This is a genomic window from Agromyces sp. NSFZ (genome assembly GCF_056156205.1).
Map to the genome: position 1 here is coordinate 2,031,273 of NZ_CM149585.1, position 16,581 is coordinate 2,047,853.

General features: G+C 73.0%; 6 protein-coding genes. 4 read left to right on the top strand and 2 right to left on the bottom strand.

The features are described from left to right. Positions 1 to 273 precede the first annotated feature (273 nt). The 4 genes from ACVFI9_RS09660 to ACVFI9_RS09675 are packed head-to-tail and all read left to right on the top strand — an operon-like array spanning position 274 to position 13,351. Positions 274 to 3,411: a DUF6603 domain-containing protein gene (locus ACVFI9_RS09660; protein ID WP_474766074.1), complete on the top strand. Its 3,138-nt coding sequence runs from the start codon at positions 274 to 276 to the stop codon at positions 3,409 to 3,411. Between the two features lie 6 nt (positions 3,412 to 3,417). Next, complete coding sequence (locus tag ACVFI9_RS09665) at positions 3,418 to 6,810, top strand: hypothetical protein (RefSeq protein ID WP_474766075.1); 3,393 nt, start codon at positions 3,418 to 3,420, stop codon at positions 6,808 to 6,810. A 2-nt stretch (positions 6,811 to 6,812) separates the two neighbouring features. Continuing rightward, positions 6,813 to 11,474 carry a hypothetical protein gene (locus tag ACVFI9_RS09670; RefSeq protein WP_474766076.1) on the top strand — a complete coding sequence of 1,554 codons (4,662 nt, stop codon included), beginning with the start codon at positions 6,813 to 6,815 and terminating at the stop codon, positions 11,472 to 11,474. Further along, entirely contained in the window at positions 11,474 to 13,351 is a 1,878-nt protein-coding gene (locus ACVFI9_RS09675; protein WP_474766078.1) for a hypothetical protein, read from the top strand. Before ACVFI9_RS09670 ends, ACVFI9_RS09675 begins: the two co-directional genes overlap by 1 nt. 411 nt (positions 13,352 to 13,762) lie before the next feature. Here the strand turns inward: ACVFI9_RS09675 and ACVFI9_RS09680 are convergent, their stop codons facing one another. Together ACVFI9_RS09680 and ACVFI9_RS09685 are read right to left on the bottom strand one after the other, a co-directional pair. Next, positions 13,763 to 14,767 (bottom strand): ATP-grasp domain-containing protein, encoded by a 1,005-nt coding sequence (locus ACVFI9_RS09680; RefSeq protein ID WP_474766079.1) that lies wholly within the window; start codon positions 14,765 to 14,767, stop codon positions 13,763 to 13,765. Then, positions 14,764 to 15,981: a flavohemoglobin expression-modulating QEGLA motif protein gene (locus tag ACVFI9_RS09685; protein WP_474766081.1), complete on the bottom strand. Its 1,218-nt coding sequence runs from the start codon at positions 15,979 to 15,981 to the stop codon at positions 14,764 to 14,766. Before ACVFI9_RS09685 ends, ACVFI9_RS09680 begins: the two co-directional genes overlap by 4 nt. Positions 15,982 to 16,581 lie beyond the last annotated feature (600 nt).

Sequence of the window (16,581 nt, forward strand, 5' to 3'; positions counted from 1 at the left end):
CCCCCTCTGCCACCGCCGCAACCGGATCCGGGCCCCGTCCCAGATCGTGGCCACTTGCGACCTCTTTCCAGAGAGGACGAAGGGTTGGAGTTGGTTTCATCGATTGGTTACCCCGAACGACCGGCGATCGCACGGAGCTACGGCAGTGGGAGCGCGAGTCCGAGCGTGCAGCGGGAGAGGGTGCGACGCGGGGGCCGCCCAAGCCGAGCGGTGACGACGCCGATTCGGAGGTGCGGGCCACCCACATTCTGACTAGGCTCGGGCGGGGGAGCCATGGGGGATTCCGATACCGATCTGCTCAAGGCGATCGAGGCGTTCGGCCGCGGTCGGCTGAGCGAGATCGCCGAACGCGAGTTCGCCGACGCGAAGACCTTCATCGGCTCGCTGGCCACGAGCCTCCAGGGCAGTGAGGTCGAGGCCCGTTACCAGCGGCTGAAGGACGACATCGACACGGGCGCGCAACGGGTCGACCGGCTGAAGACCGCCCTCGAGGGGCACGCCAGGTCAATCCGGAGGAACATCGAGGAAGCGGCAGCCGGTTTGGCCGAGGCGGAAGAGTTCGACCTCGACACGGGCAAGCGCGTCGCGGTTCGGCTCGGCACTGCGCTCGCTACCATGGATGCCGCGTACGACGCGGTCGCCTCCGAGCTCGCGAGCGACGGCGCTGGCGGCATCGACGAGGCAATGCGCACCAGGCTGATGAAGCTGTGGGACCCGTGGACGAAACCTTGGAAGGGACTCGCCAGCGGGGCGGCGAACAAGTTCAACAAGCTCGGATCCTCGATCTTCGGCCGCCCGAACCTTCTCGCCGACCTCACGAGCAGGGTCGCAGCCGAGCGAGTCGGCGAGGAGCTCGTGCTGAGCGCGCGGGTGCTCGACCTGCCGACCGCCGCGATCGGCCCCGGCAACGGACTGAAGCTCGACCAGTCGAGCATCGAGGCGTTCCTGCGCTTCGGCGAGCGCGAGGTGCTGAATCCGACGCCAGAGCAGCAGGCGACGCTGATCCAGCGCGGCGATCCGCCCAGGTGGTTCGAGGCGGCCTCGACGTCGATCGGGGTCCGCATCCGCACCAAGGTCCGCGTGAGCGTGACCGCTGATCCCGTGGTGAGGAACCTCGCGCCCGCGACACCCGAGGCGAAGCCTGAGCAGCCGACCGTCATCACGCTCGACACCGAGCACGGCCTCGCCTTCGGCGACGGCGCCGGCGGCCGGGCGGTGCTGCCGGTCAAATTCCGGTTCCCGGCCGTCGATCTCCGCGAGTTGGCGATCGGCGCGCAGCGCGGCGGCGTCGCGAACGAGGTACGCGGCGTCGAGGTCGTGACCGCGACTGTCGTGAAGTTCGGTAAGGCCCTCGTCGTGCAGGTGGCCGGTGCGGGGTTCGCGTTCGACCTCGGCGGGCTCCTCGACGACGGCGACGACGACGTATCGGTCGACATCCGCTGGCCGGAGCGCATCGGGCTCCGGCTCGCGAGCGGACCGGTCTCCGGCGGCGGGTTCCTCGAGCGCGTCGATCGCACCTATGTGAACCCGGCGACCCAGCAGCCGTTCACCGTCACCGAGTTCGGCGGCATCGTCGAGCTCAAGATCCTCAAGGTGGGACTCACCGCGATCGTGGTGCTCGTGCCCGAGCCGTTCTCACTGGTCTTCATCATCGGCGTGCGCTTCCCGACGGCGATCGAGCTCGGCCTCGGCTTCACCCTCAACGGCATCGGCGGCATCGTGGGCATCGAGCGGGGCGTCGATCTCGACGCGCTCGACGCCGGGCTGCGGGATCACGTCGTCGACCGGATGCTCTTTCCCGAGCGACCGATCGAGGATGGCGCGAAGCTGCTCGACCAGGTCGCACGCATCTTCCCGCCGCGCGAGGACGGCTACCTGTTCGGCGTCATCGCCGAACTCGGCTGGGGTTCGCAGGCGAAGTTCGTCGAGATCAAGATCGGCGTCGTGTACGCGCTGCCGGACGACGTCTTCGTGCTGCTCGGATCGCTGCGGGTGCGCGCACCGTCGAAGGCGGTCCCGATCACCGACATCCGCGCCGACCTGTACTGCGCGATCACGCCCGACCATCTCGCGCTGGTCGCCTCGATGCGCGACTCGCGCATCGGCCAGTTCCGCATCTCGGGCGACCTCGGACTCTGGATCGGATGGGGTGGCGAGCAGGGCTTCGAGCTCTCGATCGGCGGATTCCATCCCGAGTACGCACAGCTCACCGGCACCGAGCCCCACGTGCGCGGACTGCAGCGAGTCACGATCGACTGCTCGCCCGCGAGGTTCATGAAGCTGCAGATCACCGCGTACTTCGCCGTCACGGCGGGCAGTGTGCAACTCGGCGTCCGCGGCGACTTCTCGGCGGACTTCGGCGTCGCCGCGGTGAGGGCCTGGCTGCAGCTCGACCTTATCTTCATCTGGTCGCCGCGCTTCGGCTTCAAGACGGCCATCGACCTCGGCGTCGAGATCGAGATCTTCGGGCACTCGTTCGCGTCGGTCCGCTTCCGCGGGTCCTTCGAGGGCACGACGCCGTACCGCATGCAGGGCCACGTCACGATCGACGTCTGGTTCCTGCCGACGATCGACGAGGACCTCGGCCCCATCGAGTGGGGCGACGCGCCGCGCCCGACCGCGGCGGCCGTCTCTGCGCTCGCGCTCGCGGCCACGGCGCTGCGCTCGCCCGACGCGTGGAGCTTCGAGCTGCCGGGTTACGCCGCGCAGCTGGTCACCGTCGCCGAGCAGGATGCCGCGATCCGCGTCGTGCACCCGCTCGCCGTCGTGGAGGCGGCCCAGAGCGCGGTGCCGCTCGGCGTGAGGCTCTCCCACCTCGGCGAGTCGGCCGTCACCGCGGACATGGTCACGATCGGCGATCCGGTCATGTCGGGCGGCGCGCTCGCCGCCGCGAGCGAGGCACGCCGGGCGTTCGCCCCGGGGCACTACTTCGACCTGGAGGGCGAGGCGCTGCTCGCCCGCTCGGGGTTCGAGGAGCTCGTCGGCGGGTGCCGGCTCGCGGCCACCACCACGCCGCAGGTGCGACCCGGGTCCGCGGTGGGGGCGACTGTGACCTACGACACATTCCTCCGCGATCCGGCGAACCCCGGCGGCTTCGCCGTGTTCGACGACCCGGTCGGGGCGACGCCGTCACGGTACGCAGCCATCGGCCTCGCCGGTTCGGCCCGCAGGACGACGAACCCGTACCTGCCCCCCAGCCCTCGGCCCGACCCGGTCGTGATCGCGCCGCACGGCGCCTCGATCATCACGAGCGCAGTCGACGGCGCCGACCTGCTCGCGGGCACCGCGCTCGCCGCCGAGCCCGGCGCGTTCGGCGGATTCGGTGCGCTGAGCACGACCGAGGCCGGGCTGCTCGCGGGCGTCGCGGTCGCCGCGGGCATCCCGACCGCTCGAATGACACTACGAGGGTGAGCTCACATGGCCGAACTCGATCCCCTCGCCCGCGCCGTCGTCGCCCCACTGTCGGTCACCGCCCCAGCGACCCGGGTCGTCGCCGATGCCTGGCAGCTCCAGCTCCGCCCCGGCGAGGACTACGACGAGAACGAGGTCGTGCTCGACGCGATGGACTTCGTGCCGATCGTTCGCGTCGGACTCGGCACCGTCGCAACACCGCCGGCGGCGGACGGGGTGCGCGCCGCGGCCACGATCACCCTGCCGCTCGCCGACAGCGCGGGCGGTGCCGAGACCGCGTCGACCACGGTCGAGGTGCTCGGCCCCGGCGACGTGTTGGGCATCGATGCCGGGCAGGTCATCCGCCGATACCCCGCGCCCGGGTCGATGAACGTCGAGGAGTCGGTGCTCGCCCACGTCGAGTTCGACCGTCCGGAGCTGCCGTGGGCGTTCAACGCGGCCGACCCGGCGGGCCGGCCCTGGCTCGCGCTCGTCGTCGTGCCGCGCGCGAGCGCGGTGTTCGCGTCGCTCGGACCGGGTGCTCCGCTGCCGGTGGTCGAGATCCCGGCGGCCGAGCTGCCCGACCTCGCCCGGTCGGCGATGTGGGCGCACGCGCAGGCGTCGGCCAACACCCCGGATGCCTCGAAGCCAATCAGCGTGCGGCTCTCGCCCGAGCACGCGGCCGTCAACCTCTCCCGTCTGGTCGCGCCGCGCATCCTCCGTGAGGACACGCGTTACCTGGCGGCGCTCGTGCCGACGACCGACGCGGGCGTGATGGCCGGCCTGGGCCTCGGCGGCGGCACCCTGGGCGACGCATGGCAGCCCGGTGCGCCGGGGACCGTTCGGCTGCCCATGTACGACTGGTGGGAGTTCACGACCGCCGCGGACGGCGACTTCCGCTCGCTCGCGCTCCGGTTGGAGGGCGTCGCAGCGCCCTGGGAGGTCGGTCGGCGCATCATCGACGCATCAGAGCCGGGCTCGCCGCTTCCGGGTCTCGCCGACGGGGAGACCGGCCGTCGGCAGGTGCTGCGGTGCGCACTCGTCTCGCCGACGACGGCTGACGAGGAGCAGGCGAAGCTCGAAGCCGCGGCATGGTCCCCCGGTCAGACCGGCCTGCTACGCGAGGAGCTCGACCGCCCGGCCGCGCTTGAGGGGGCGGTCGACGGCGATCCCGGCGATCCCGCCGACCTGCCCGTGATCGGCCCCCGGCTCTATGCGAAGCTGCATCGGGGCGTCGCGACCGTCGACGGCGGCGAGGATGCCGACTGGTTCGCGCAGCTCAACCTGCGCCCCACGCGTCGCATCATCGCGGGCCTCGGCACGCGCGTCGTGCAGCGCGACCAGGAAGCGCTGATGCAGGCGGCCTGGGAGCAGCTCGGCGCCATCCGCGCCGCCAACCGGGCCATCAGCCTGGCGCAGGCGGCTGAGCAGCTCGCAGTCCGGCTGCACGTCCGGCTGGAGCAGCTCGAACTGGGGCGCCTCGTCGCGGTCGCCGGCCCGCTCGCGACGCGACTGGCGATCCAGCCCGGCCGGACGCTCGCGGCCGGCATCGCGGCCAGCGCGACGCCCGAGACCGTGCGATTCGGCGCGTTCCGGCGGGTCACCCGCCCGGCGGGCCCGGTCGTCGGCCGAGCGGATGCCGCGACGCAGCGTCGAGCGGGAGAGCTCGTCGGGTCGGGTGCGGCCCTCCGGGACTTCACGCGGGTCTACCGCAACCCCGAGGGCATCGCCGGCCTGAGTGCCGAGGTGCTGCGCGGATTCGACCGCGACCTGCTTGCCCAGGCGGCCGGACGCCCCGCCGACGCCGTGCTCGCCGAGGTTGAAGCCGCTCGGGCGACGCTCGATCGGGGCGGAATCGCGACGCAGCTCTCGCACCCAGAGCGATGGGGCGACGTGCAGGCGGCCACCATCCCGGCGGCGGACGTCGTCGTGCGGTGGGGCGAAGCGCTGCTGCGAACGGACGCGGATCCCGCAGTCGAGGCCGTGCGCGTGCAGCGCACCGGGCCGCTGCTCGCCGAGCTCGGGCTCGCGGCAGCCGTCGCCGGCACCGACATCGCGACCCGGCTCCAGACGGCCGCGGCGAAGCTCAACGACGGGCTGCTCGAACGGTTCGGCGAGGCGGGCGGCGGGATCGACGTGGGCGGGGTCGATGTCGGCGGGATCGACGTGGGCGGGGTCGATGTCGGCGGGATCCTGCTCGGCGGACGGCGCGCCGGCGGCCTCCGCGGTGCGCGCCTTGAGGCCGGTGCCGTGCTGCGTGGCGCCGGTCTCGCCGACCGGCTCGAAGCGGCCGCCGGCCGCGCGATCGTCGATCGGGTTCCCGGTCTGCGGGCGATCGACGTCGGCCGCCTCGAGCACATCGGCGACGCGGCCGACGCGGGCACCCGGGCCGCCGCGCTCGAGCGGTTGGCCGAGCTCGCGGATGCCCCGATCGGCCCCGCGCTCGAGTCCGTCGCCGCCGTGCGGGTCGCCGACGTGCGCGACGTCGCCGGCCGGCTCGTCGACGCGGGCGGCGTGCTGGAGCTCACGAAGGTCCCGGCCAAGCCGTCGCTCACGACGGCGGCGGACGGCCTCGTCGCGGCGATCGATCCCGCGGCGACGATTCGGGCGGCGATCGCGGGACGGATCCGTCTCGCTCCCGAACTCGATGCGCGGTGGCGTCATCGGCCGTTCCTCGAGCCCATCGTCGCCGCGCCGCGCTTCGATCGACCGATGTACGAGGCCATGGACGACTACGACCGCGACTGGCTCGTGCCGGGGCTCGGGCTCGTCGAGGCATCCGACTTCGTCACCGTGCTCTCGACGAACGCGGAGTTCGTCGAGGCATTCCTCGTCGGCCTGAGCGACGAGTTCTCGCGCGAGCTGCTGTGGCGGGGGTATCCGGCCGAGCGCAGGTCGACCTACTTTCATCGCTTCTGGAGCCGAGCGCGCGACGAGCTCACGACGCCGATCCGGAGCTTCGGCGCGGGCACCGCGTTCGGATCGCACACCTCGATCGGCGGCGTGCCTGGGGGTGCGGGCCGGCCCGGGCGGGCGGCGATCGTCGTGAAGGGCGAACTCGTGCGGCGCTTCCCCGACCTCGTCGTCCAAGCGGTCCGCAGCCAGGCCCCCGCGGGCCAGCGCCCGGTCTTCGAGACACCGCAGAGCCCGCAGCGGGCGGCAGAGGTGCTGTTCGCCGAACGCCTCGACGACGACCTCGTCGTGCTCGGCATCGACCTCTCGGTCGAGGAGCTCGACGATCCCGACTGGTGGATCCTCGTCGCGGAGCACCCGAGCGCCGCCCGTTTCGACCGGCCCGGCGACAGCGAGGGCCCCTTCGTCGCCACCGGCGCCGACTCTGCGCGCTTCGCCGCGGATCGCCTGCACCAACCGACCCGGGTCGCGTTCCAAGCGCAGTCGCTCATCGACGTGGAGGGCTGATCATGCCGATCGAGGTACCGGGTGAACTCGCCGCCCTCCGAGCGCGCACCGCGTCGTTCGCCGCCGAGCGGAGGCGCCTCGTGGGCCGCCCGAAGCGCACCCGGTTCGACGAGCTGCGCGCACTCGACGTCGAGCGCGCCGGTGCCCTCGACACGTTCCGCGACCTCATCGACCCGTGCGACGCCTCGCCCGAGGTGCCGCTCGTGCTGCTGCCCGTGCGCGTGGAGACGAAGCTGCGCCCGGGGACGAGCAGCCTTCGGGTGCGCATCACGCCCGACGAGGTGCATCTCGATGCCCTCGTGCGCAGCACCACCGACGACGAGTGGGCGGCGGGCGAAGCGTACTGGTCCGCACTTTGGCGCGGCGAGACCGAGGCGGCCGAGGCGCACGACAGGCTCGTGTCGGCAGTGGGCGCGCGACGAGCCGGCTGGATCGCCGCCGCAACCACCCCCGGCAACCTCGGTGACCTCGGCACGGAGGGGACGCAACCCCAGTCACCGGAGCGGCCCGTCGAGGTGACCGCGGGCACCGTGGCCCGCTGCCTGCCCGACCGGTTCGTCGTGCGGGTCTTCCCTCGGGGCGGTGCGCCGCTGACGGCATCGGGCTCTGCGATCGCGCCCGAGGTGCCGGTGCGGCCGATCTCGCTCGACACGCTCGACGAGCTCGTCGAGGCGGGCGGCCTCTCGGTGCCCGTGGGCACCGAGTGGACCGTCGACTTCGACGCGGCCGTGGTCGCCGGCCTCGGTGTCGAGCTCGCGCTGCCACCCGGGACGAGCGTGCTCGACCGAGTCGTCGTGGTCGGCGTGCGCGGCAGCGTCGCCGAACAGGAGAACGCGGCGGAACTGCTCGAGCTGCTCCAGAGCCATCGCTACGGCGACGGATTCGGCTTGCTGCCCTACGGCACGGCGACGAACAACTCCGAGGCCGAGCGCTCGCCGTACCGGCCCTCGGCGGCACCGGGCGCGCCGCCGACGACGCTCACCGCCCCCACCGCCGACGCGGTCGCAGCCGCGCATGTGCTCGGCGTCGACGCGGCCGGGCTCCACCGGCTGCTCGAGCCGGACACCGCGCGATCGGGCCTCCAGGCCGCCGAACGCGCCGCCAACACGGCGCTCTGGTACACCACTTGGGAGCCGGTGCTCCAGCGCGCCGCGCGCGCGGGCGTCCAGGGCGCCAACGCCTCGACGCTCGCGGCGACCCGGCGCCTCCACCGCGACCACGTGCGCGGTGCCGGCCCGGCCCCGGCGCTTCGGATCGGCGCTCAACCGTACGGCCTGATGCCGGTCGCCCCGCTGCGCCGGTGGCGACCGCGGCCCGGCGAGGACTCGGCCCCATCCGTCGGACTCGTGACCAGGCTGCTCGACCGCTGGGTGCGCCGCGCCGCCGACCTCCCGCATGTCCGCCCGGGCGACGCGATCGACGACGACGACCTGCTCGCCCTCCTCGGCACGAGCCCGCACGCCGTCGGGGTACGCGCCCGCCCGACCGTCGACGGCCCGCTCGCCTCGCTCGTCGCGCCCGCGCTCGGGCTCGGCCCCGAGATCGTCGGCGCCGAGCGGATGATCGAGCTCGCCGTGCTGTCGCAGTGGTCGCCGTCGCTCGCGCAGCGGCTCATCCTGCCGAAGGTGCACGAGGAGACCCGCACCATCAACCTGCCGCTCGTGTCGGTGCGCGACGCCGAAGTCGTCGAGGCGATCCTCGTCGGGAGAATCCCCGAGGTCGACAGCGTGCTGCAGGCCCTACTCGACCTCGCGTGGGACGCCGTGCAACGGGAGCGCTCCAAGATCGTGCCCGAGGAGTTCCTTGAGCCCGTCGTCGCGCTCGCGGGGCTCGATCGCGATGACCTCGGCCTGCTCGTCGCCGGGGTCGCCGCGGCCGTCGAGACCGACGGCCCGGCTGGTGGCGGTGGCGAAGGCGAGGCGATCGCTCCAGGGGCCGCGCTCTTCGCGGCCGCCGACCGGGTGCGCGCGGTGCAGCACTTCGACGCGCAGCCGCCCGAGCAACTCTCGGTCGACCGCTTCGAGCCGGTCGCGGAGGCGCAGACCTCGCTCGCCCAGGTGGCGCTCGATCTCGGCGACACGGCCGAGGCCCGATGGGTGGGTTCGCACGCCGTCTCCGGGCTCTTCGAGTGGGCGGGCGTCGCGGGCGAGGTGCGGGCGGCCATGCGCGAGCTCGCGGCGTCGCCGCTGGAGGAGCGACGCATCGCCGTCGCCCACGCACTCGACCTCGCCGCGCACCGTGTGGACGCCTGGGCCATCGGGATCGCGGCCGAGCGCGCCGCCGGTCTCGACGCCGCCGCGGGCATCACGCTCGGCGCCTTCGGCTACGTCGAGGATGTGCGGCTCGGCGCACCCCGCCGCGGCACGACCGGGTGGCTGCACGCGCCGAGCCCCTCGCACGCGGTCGCCGCGGGCGTGCTCGCGAGCGCCCAGCAGTCCGGGATCGGTGCGAAGCCCGGAACCGAGCCCTTCGCGATCGACCTCACGAGCCGGCGCGGCATCGAGGTGCGGCGCATGCTCGAGGGGCTCGAGGCCGGTCAGTCGATCGGGGCCCTCCTCGGCTACCGCATCGAGCGGGGGCTCGCGGGGCATCCGGCGGCTCGCTTCCAGCTGAGCCTGCGGGAGCTCGCCCCGCTCGCGACCGACGAACGCGGCAACGAGCTCGCCGAGGTCGACGGCGACGCCGCGAGGGCGCAGGCGCGCGCCGCGGTGGCGGACGTCGTCGACGGGCTCGCGCTCCTCCGCCGGTTCCCGGTCGACCAGCTCGACGTCGCGAACCCGCCGCTTCGAGCGGCGCTCCAGGCGACGCCGAAAAACGTCTTCCTGACGACGCCTTGGACGGCACCGGACCAGGAGGAGTGGACGCGGATCCAGACCGCCGTTCGAGGCGCGGCGGAAGCCCTCGACGCGCTCTCCGACGCCCTGCTCGCGGAATCGGTGCTGCAGTACGCCTCGGGCAACAGCTCCCGCGCCTCCGCGGCGATGGAGGCGATGGGCGCCGGCGCCACCGTGGATCCCGAACTCGACGTGCTCGACGATCACCGCCCGATGCGCCAGCTCGCCCACGCCGCCTTCGCGCTCGTGGGCGCCGGCGAGTCGGGGAGTCCGGGCTGGTCGGCCGTCCGGCCGCGTGCGCTCGCCGACCCGCGGCTGGAGGCGTGGGCGGAGCGTCGGCTCGGCGCTGCCGGGGACGTCGTTGTGGCCGAGACCGCCGGCGGCCCGCTCACGCTCGACGGCGCGGGCCTCGCCGCACTCGACCTCGTCTTCGCGGGCGATGCACAGGGCCTCGACCGGATGCTCCGGGCGGCGATCGCCGGACTGGGCGCGACGCCGCTCGCCGCCGAACGGGGACCCACCTGGCCCGATCGGTCGCAGCCGGTGCTGCTCATCGCCGAGCTCGCCCGGAGCCTGCGCACCCTGATCGCGGGCGCTTCGCCGCTGCTGCCCGGCACCCTCGTGCGCACGGGCGCCCCGCCGCAGCGCCGGATCGACGAGGCCGACCTGCTCGCCCGCGCCGACGCGCTGCTCGTTGGGCTGGCTGAGGCGCTCGCCGCGAGCGAGCCCACGATCGCGGCCCTCGACCCGACCGTGCTCGCCGTCGATCCGGCCATGGTGGCTGGCATCGCACTCGCCCTGCAGCCGCTCGCTGCCTTCGGCGTGCCGCTCGAACCTGATGCCGACCCCCGCCTGGCCGGGAACGTCGCCTGGGCGTGGGTCGCCTGGCACGAGGCATCCGCCCGCCTCGCGCGCGCCCGCGCGCTGCGTGCGGCCCTCACCGGCACGCCGGAGACGCCGCGCGAGCAGCCGCCGGCCGCCGAGGAGATCGTCGACGGCTGCACGTCGATCGCCGCGGCGGTTCTCGGCGACGGGTTTCGGATGCTGCCCCTGCTCGTGCCGGGCGACCCGGCCGGCGTCGGTGCCGACGCGTTCGCCCTCGCGTTCGGCGAGCCGGTGTTCCCCCAGCCCGCGGCGACGGCCGTCGGCCGCTTCGTGCGCGATCATGCGACCGTGCTGGCCGGCATGGCCGGGCTCGGCGAGCTGCGCCTGTTCGCACGTGCGCTCGGCCGGCCGCAGCCGATCGAGGTCGTGCAGCTCACCGAGCGGGTCGCCCCCGATGGGGCTCCCGCGTCGGGTGTCGACCGCTGGCTCGCCGGCCCGCTGCCCGACGACGTGCCGTGGCCGACGTCGACGGCGAACCACCTACTGGTGGAGCCTCCCGCCGACCGTGCCGCGGTCGCCGGCCCGGTGGCGGGGCTGGTGTTCGACGCCTGGGTCGAGGCGCTCCCGTTCCAGCCCGACGCGTCGGCCCTCGACCCGTCCGCATCGCCGCATCCGGTCGAGGTCCGCAACGCCCGGGCGACCACCGGGCTCGCGGTGCAGGCGAACCAGGCGTCGGCGCGGGCGCCGCACGTGGTGCTCTCGGCGGTCTCACCCGACGGCGCGCGGTGGACCACCGACCGGGTCGTCGACGCCGTGCTCGCCGCCGTCGATCTCGCGAAGGCGCGCACGGTGACCTTCGAGCAGGTGCCAGGCGATGCCGTGCTGCTGCCCGCCGCGTACGTCGCGAGCCCTTGGTTGCAGGGTCGCAAGGGCCTGCACCTCGGCTCGCTGGGCGTCGTCGAATGGGATGTCTCGATCGCACCGTTCCTCAGGGAGGCGGACTGATGCCGGATCCCCGGAAGATCATCGTCACGGGCATCGCCGATGTGAGGCTCGCGGAACTCGTCGAGGGTCTCTCGCCCGCCGAGCCGCCCGCGCTGATGCGGCTCGAGCCCGACTCGACCACCGGCGACCCGAAGCCGGGCGTGGAAGCCCGGATCGCCGACCCCGCGTGGATGCTGGCGCGGCAGTGGCAGTTCGGCGAGCTCATCGGCGAGGACGCCGGCTCGGCGGTCTCGGTGCGGGTGGCCGCCCGGTCACTCCCGATCACGGCGTGGGCTCCGCTCGGCGCCGCCGACGCGGACGCCGCCGCCCCGCAGTGGCGGCCGTGGCGGGCCGGCGCGCTCCTCGAAGAGGTCGTACAGGACGTGCCGGGCCTCGGCTTCGAGCGCGGGCTGCGTCGCCGAGCGGATGCCGGCGCCCAGTTCGTCGAACTCCTCGAGGCGGCGGGGGCGCCAGCCGACCTCGGGGGCCTGCTCGTGGCGAGGCATCCGCTCGTCGTCGACCCGGCGGCCGACGCGGACCGGGTGGCGGTGCTCGAGCGACTGCACCCCGCGCCGGAGGGCGCCGATGCCGAGGCGTGGCGCGACGCGCTGCGCACCCGTCTCGACGACGTCCGGGCCGCCCGCCGCCTCGTCGCGGTGCTCGGGGCCGCCGTCCCCGACGGGATCGCGATCGCCGAGGAGCTCGCGGCCGCCGCTCCGGGCGAGCCGGACTGGGTGACCGGCGCCGTCCACCCCGGGCTCGTCCGTGCGGTGATCGCGGACTGGCGCGACTGGCTGCTCGACGATCCCGCTGCCGCGGGCGGTGGCGTGGCCCGCGGCGGATCGGGCGGAGCGTGGTCGCTCGAGCGGCTCGAGTACCGCTTCGCGCTGCGGTTCGGCGGCGACGAGGAGTCGGCGGTCGTCCGCGGCACGCAGTTCGGATCGGCCGTGGTGCGCTGGAGCGATCTCGAGTGGGTGCAGCCCGGCCCGGGCGGCGAGGGGCCACTGCCCGACGGGGCACCCGACGGACGGCCCGTCGAGGCGAGCGGCACGATGCTCGCGACGCCGCTGCGATTCCCCGGGATGCCCGCCGACCGCTACTGGCAGCTCGAGGACGCCGCGGTCGACCTGGGCGCGATCGAGGCGCAGCCGCACGACCTGGCCCGCCTCGCGCTCGCCGAGTTCGCGATGACGTCGGGCGACGACTGGCTCGTGGTCCCGGTCGACGGGCTGCTCGGGGCACTCGACCGGATCACGTCGGTCGTGCTGCGCGACGACTTCGGCGAGGAGGAGCCGGTCGACGAACTGCCCACCGGCCGGTTCGCGCTGTTCCGGGTCGCGGGCGGCGGCGGCCTGCTGCCCGGGATCGTGCTGCCGCCCACCGCACCGAGGCCGCTCGAGGGCACGCCCCTTGAGGAACTCTCCTTCCTGCGCGACGAGCAGGCGAACCTCGCCTGGGCCATCGAGGACGTCGTACCGGGCGCCGACGGGGCTCCGCGACGACGCGCCGCTGAGCCGCAGCCGCCGCCCGACCCCTGGCCCGACACGGCCGATCCGAACGATCGCGTCTACCGGCTGCAGTCGCGCACCCCCGCGCAGTGGATCCCGCTTGTCCCGGTGGCCCCGCGGCCCGGAGCGGTCTCGCTGCGAAAGGCGGCGCTGCTGCGCGACGGCGAGAAGGTGCTGCCCGTCGGCGTCACGCTCCGGCCGACGCCGCTCGAGTTCCCGGGCGAGGAGATCCCGCGCGACGGCGTGCTCGTACGGGCGGTGCCCGTGCTCGCCCGACGGGCCGACGGGACGTACGCGCGCTGGTCGTCGTACCGGGTTCGCACGGGACGGGGCGAGGCTGCCAGCCGGCTCGCGTGGGACTCGGCGCTCTCGCCCGCGGATTCGCGCTGACTCAGAAGATGCCCGCCGGCACCGCCCTCGCCGCGAGCTGGTCGGCGATCGGCGTCACCGAGAGTTCGTCGAGCCCCTCCGTCCGCAGTTCCGGCAGCCGAACTCGACCAAATGCTCACACCGGGGTTCGTATTCAATGTGCACGAGCGCCTGTACGGTTCGATCTGGTCACGGGCTGGCCGGCCGCGGATCAAGCAGCGATGGAGCTCCGCTACCCAGGTCCACCTCGTCGCCGACGGTCGGGGACGCCCCGCTGGGATGGGTGCTCACCGGCGGCAATGTCAACGACACCGCGATGATGACCACGGGTGCTCGACCACATCCGTGTGCCGCGAAGCGGGGCCCGGCGAACGTCACCCGCGGCATGTGGGCGCATACAACCGCGCACTGAGAAGTCCGCGCCGTTCCTGCTCAGTGAGCACCCCGTCCGCTCGCGCGGCGCTCCAGTGCTTCGATGACGGTCTCGGCGATGTCGATGTCGTAGAGCCTCTCGACGCTCTGGAACCCGCCGGGACTCTCCGCGTTGATCTCCACCACCTTGCTGCCGATCACGTCGATGCCCACGAGGAACATGCCATCGGCGACGAGCTTGTCGCCCATCGCCTCGACGATGCCGAGCTCGGCCCCACCGACCTCGAGGGGCACCGACCGGCCGCCGGTGCTGATGTTGGCGCGCGGGTCGTTGCCGGTGGGCACGCGTCGAAAGGCTGCCGGCCTGCCGTCGCGCTCGAGGATGCGGCCCTCCAGCAGGAAGATCCGGGCATCGCCGTCCTCGGCTCCGTCGATGAACTCCTGGATGATGGCATAGCCGTCCTGCAGGACCGCCTCCGTCATCTGCGCGAGGTTGGTCTCTCCCGGGCCCTCGATCATGAAGACGTTGCGGCCCTTTGCCCCGTACAGCGGTTTGACGACGCAGTGGCCGACTTCGTCGACGAACCGCTCGATCGCCTCCGGATCCCGTGTCACCAGCGACCGTGGTCGGATCTTCTCGGGGAACTCCTCCAGGTAGAGCTTGCTGGTCGCTCGATGGAGGGTGTTCGGATCGTTGACCACCGTCACACCTCGGTCTGCGAGCATCTGTCCGAACACCACGCCCATCGGGCTGGCCCACGGACGCTCCTGCAGGTCGTCGATCGACTCGTTGCGCAGGAAGAGCACATCCAGGTCGTCCATGACGATCCGCTCGGCGTCGCGCGCCTTGATCTCCTCCATGAAGCTCGCGAGGGTGTCGTCGCTCTTCCACCTCGCGGCGCGAGCCCTGGCCGCGAACAGCCCGTCGCTGCTGCCGAACTCGACGTCCCCGACGCCGACGTACCAGGTCTCGTGCCCGCCCCTGGCTGCGGCCCTGGCGAGTCGGGTGGTCGCGTACTCGTCCACCTCGGTGTCGACGTCGTTGACGAGAAATGCGAGCCTCATGCCGCCACGTCTCCTTCGTAGAGTTCGGTGACCGTCGCGCCCTCGCGCAGCCTCTCCAGACGCTCCTGTGCACCGGGCACGTCCAGCCAGCGTGGCCGAACCCACGGTGCGTGCAGCACCTCGCGGTCGAGCAGGTCCTGCACGAGGGGGATGTGATCCAAGGCGAGTTTGCCGACGAGCAGGACGTCGAGGCGGCTGCCCTCGGCGAGGGCGTCGAGGATGCGCGTGATGCCGCGCAGGTAGATCGCGTCCTTCACGAAACCGCCCCCGACGACGACCCGGATGGCGATGGACCAGGCGGTCCGTGCCGGCATGCGGTGGTCGGCCCGGAGCGACTCGAAGATATCCAGGAAGCCGGCGCCGTCGAGCATCTTGCCGACGGCGACCACTCGCGCCGCGAGCACGCGCAGCCGCCGCGGGTCCAGTCCGCCGGTCAGGTACTCGGCGAGCACGGCGAGGCCCTCCTGGGTCTCGTCGTAACCGGGCAGGCCGATGGTCAGCAGCGTCAGTGGCTGCCGGGCACCGTTCTGGTAGGTGACCACATGGGTGCCGACCTCGTGGTGCAGCAACGGCTCGACCCGGTCGGCCCGGAAGGCGGCGGACTCCGGGATGAGCAGGCGGCCGAACGACACCATCAGCTCGGAGATGTCGTCCCGTACCTCGACGCGGACCGGGAAGTCCGGGTACATGGTGCGGTAGCGCTCGAACTCCGCACGGGCCGCGTCGGCGAACGCCCCGGCCGTGACGGTCTGGGTGCTGGGCGCCTGCGGGGGGATGGTTTCGAGCAACTCCTCGGCCGCCGCGGCCAGCGGAGGGGCCACCGTTCCGTAGAGCTGGAGTGATCCGTAGAGGAACCGTGACGTGTCGCGGTCCTCCAACGCGGTGATCTGCCGGGCGATCTCGTCCCGCTTCGCCCGGAAGAGCGTGTGCAGCGCCGGATCGTCCACGTTCTCGACCTCGAGGTCGTACAGGTCACGCTGCGCCAGGTCCGGGTCGAAGTCCAACGGCCGCAGCCGCAGCGTCGGAGCCGTGCCGAAGTCACTGCGTTCGAAGTCCGCCCACGCCTCCGCCGCGTTGAGTGGCGTGACGTTGACGAGCAGGTTCACACGGCGCTCGATCTCGGTGAGCCGGGCGTCGATGTCGAGCGCGGGCGCCAGCTGCTCGAGAGGTGATGACATCTCACGAACATACATACAGCGCGTTGCGGGGCCCAACCCCTTGCACGGTCCGAGATTCTTCGTCTAGGGGACGCACCGAAGGGGCCGGTGCGGCGCGCGCCGGACCGAGCCCGATGTCCGACCGGGGGATTCAGCCGAGGCCGACGCCGGAGGTCGGAGGTATGAAGCCGTCGGGGTTTCTCTCTTTTCCGCAACGAGCGCAGACGTGAAACGCCCCGCCACTCTCCGGCTCGTGCTGCACGATCCACTTGTGCAATCCCAGACTGCACCTGAACGGCGTGCCGGCCATTTCTGCTCCGATGCTCGAGCCGGAGCGTGTGCCACTCCGGGCGGCGTCCCGGAGATGCCAGACGACTTCTTATCGATGGTACGCCCGCGGTGCGCGGCAGCGACAAGATGTCGGTTCCTCTGTTTGGTCGCTCGCCGCGAAGCGCCCACCCGTGCGTCGGTGGTGTCGTCGCGGCTGAGGATTCGCCGTCTCCCTGCCGCCGGTGACCCGGCTCCGATACCCTGAGGCAAGGACGCGAACTCGGCCCACCACGCTCCCTCGTCAGCAAGCCACGACAGCGAGCACCCCCGGGCAACGTGACCGTTCGATTCGGAGTGCCACGATCCTGCGGCGTCGGGATCGTGAGG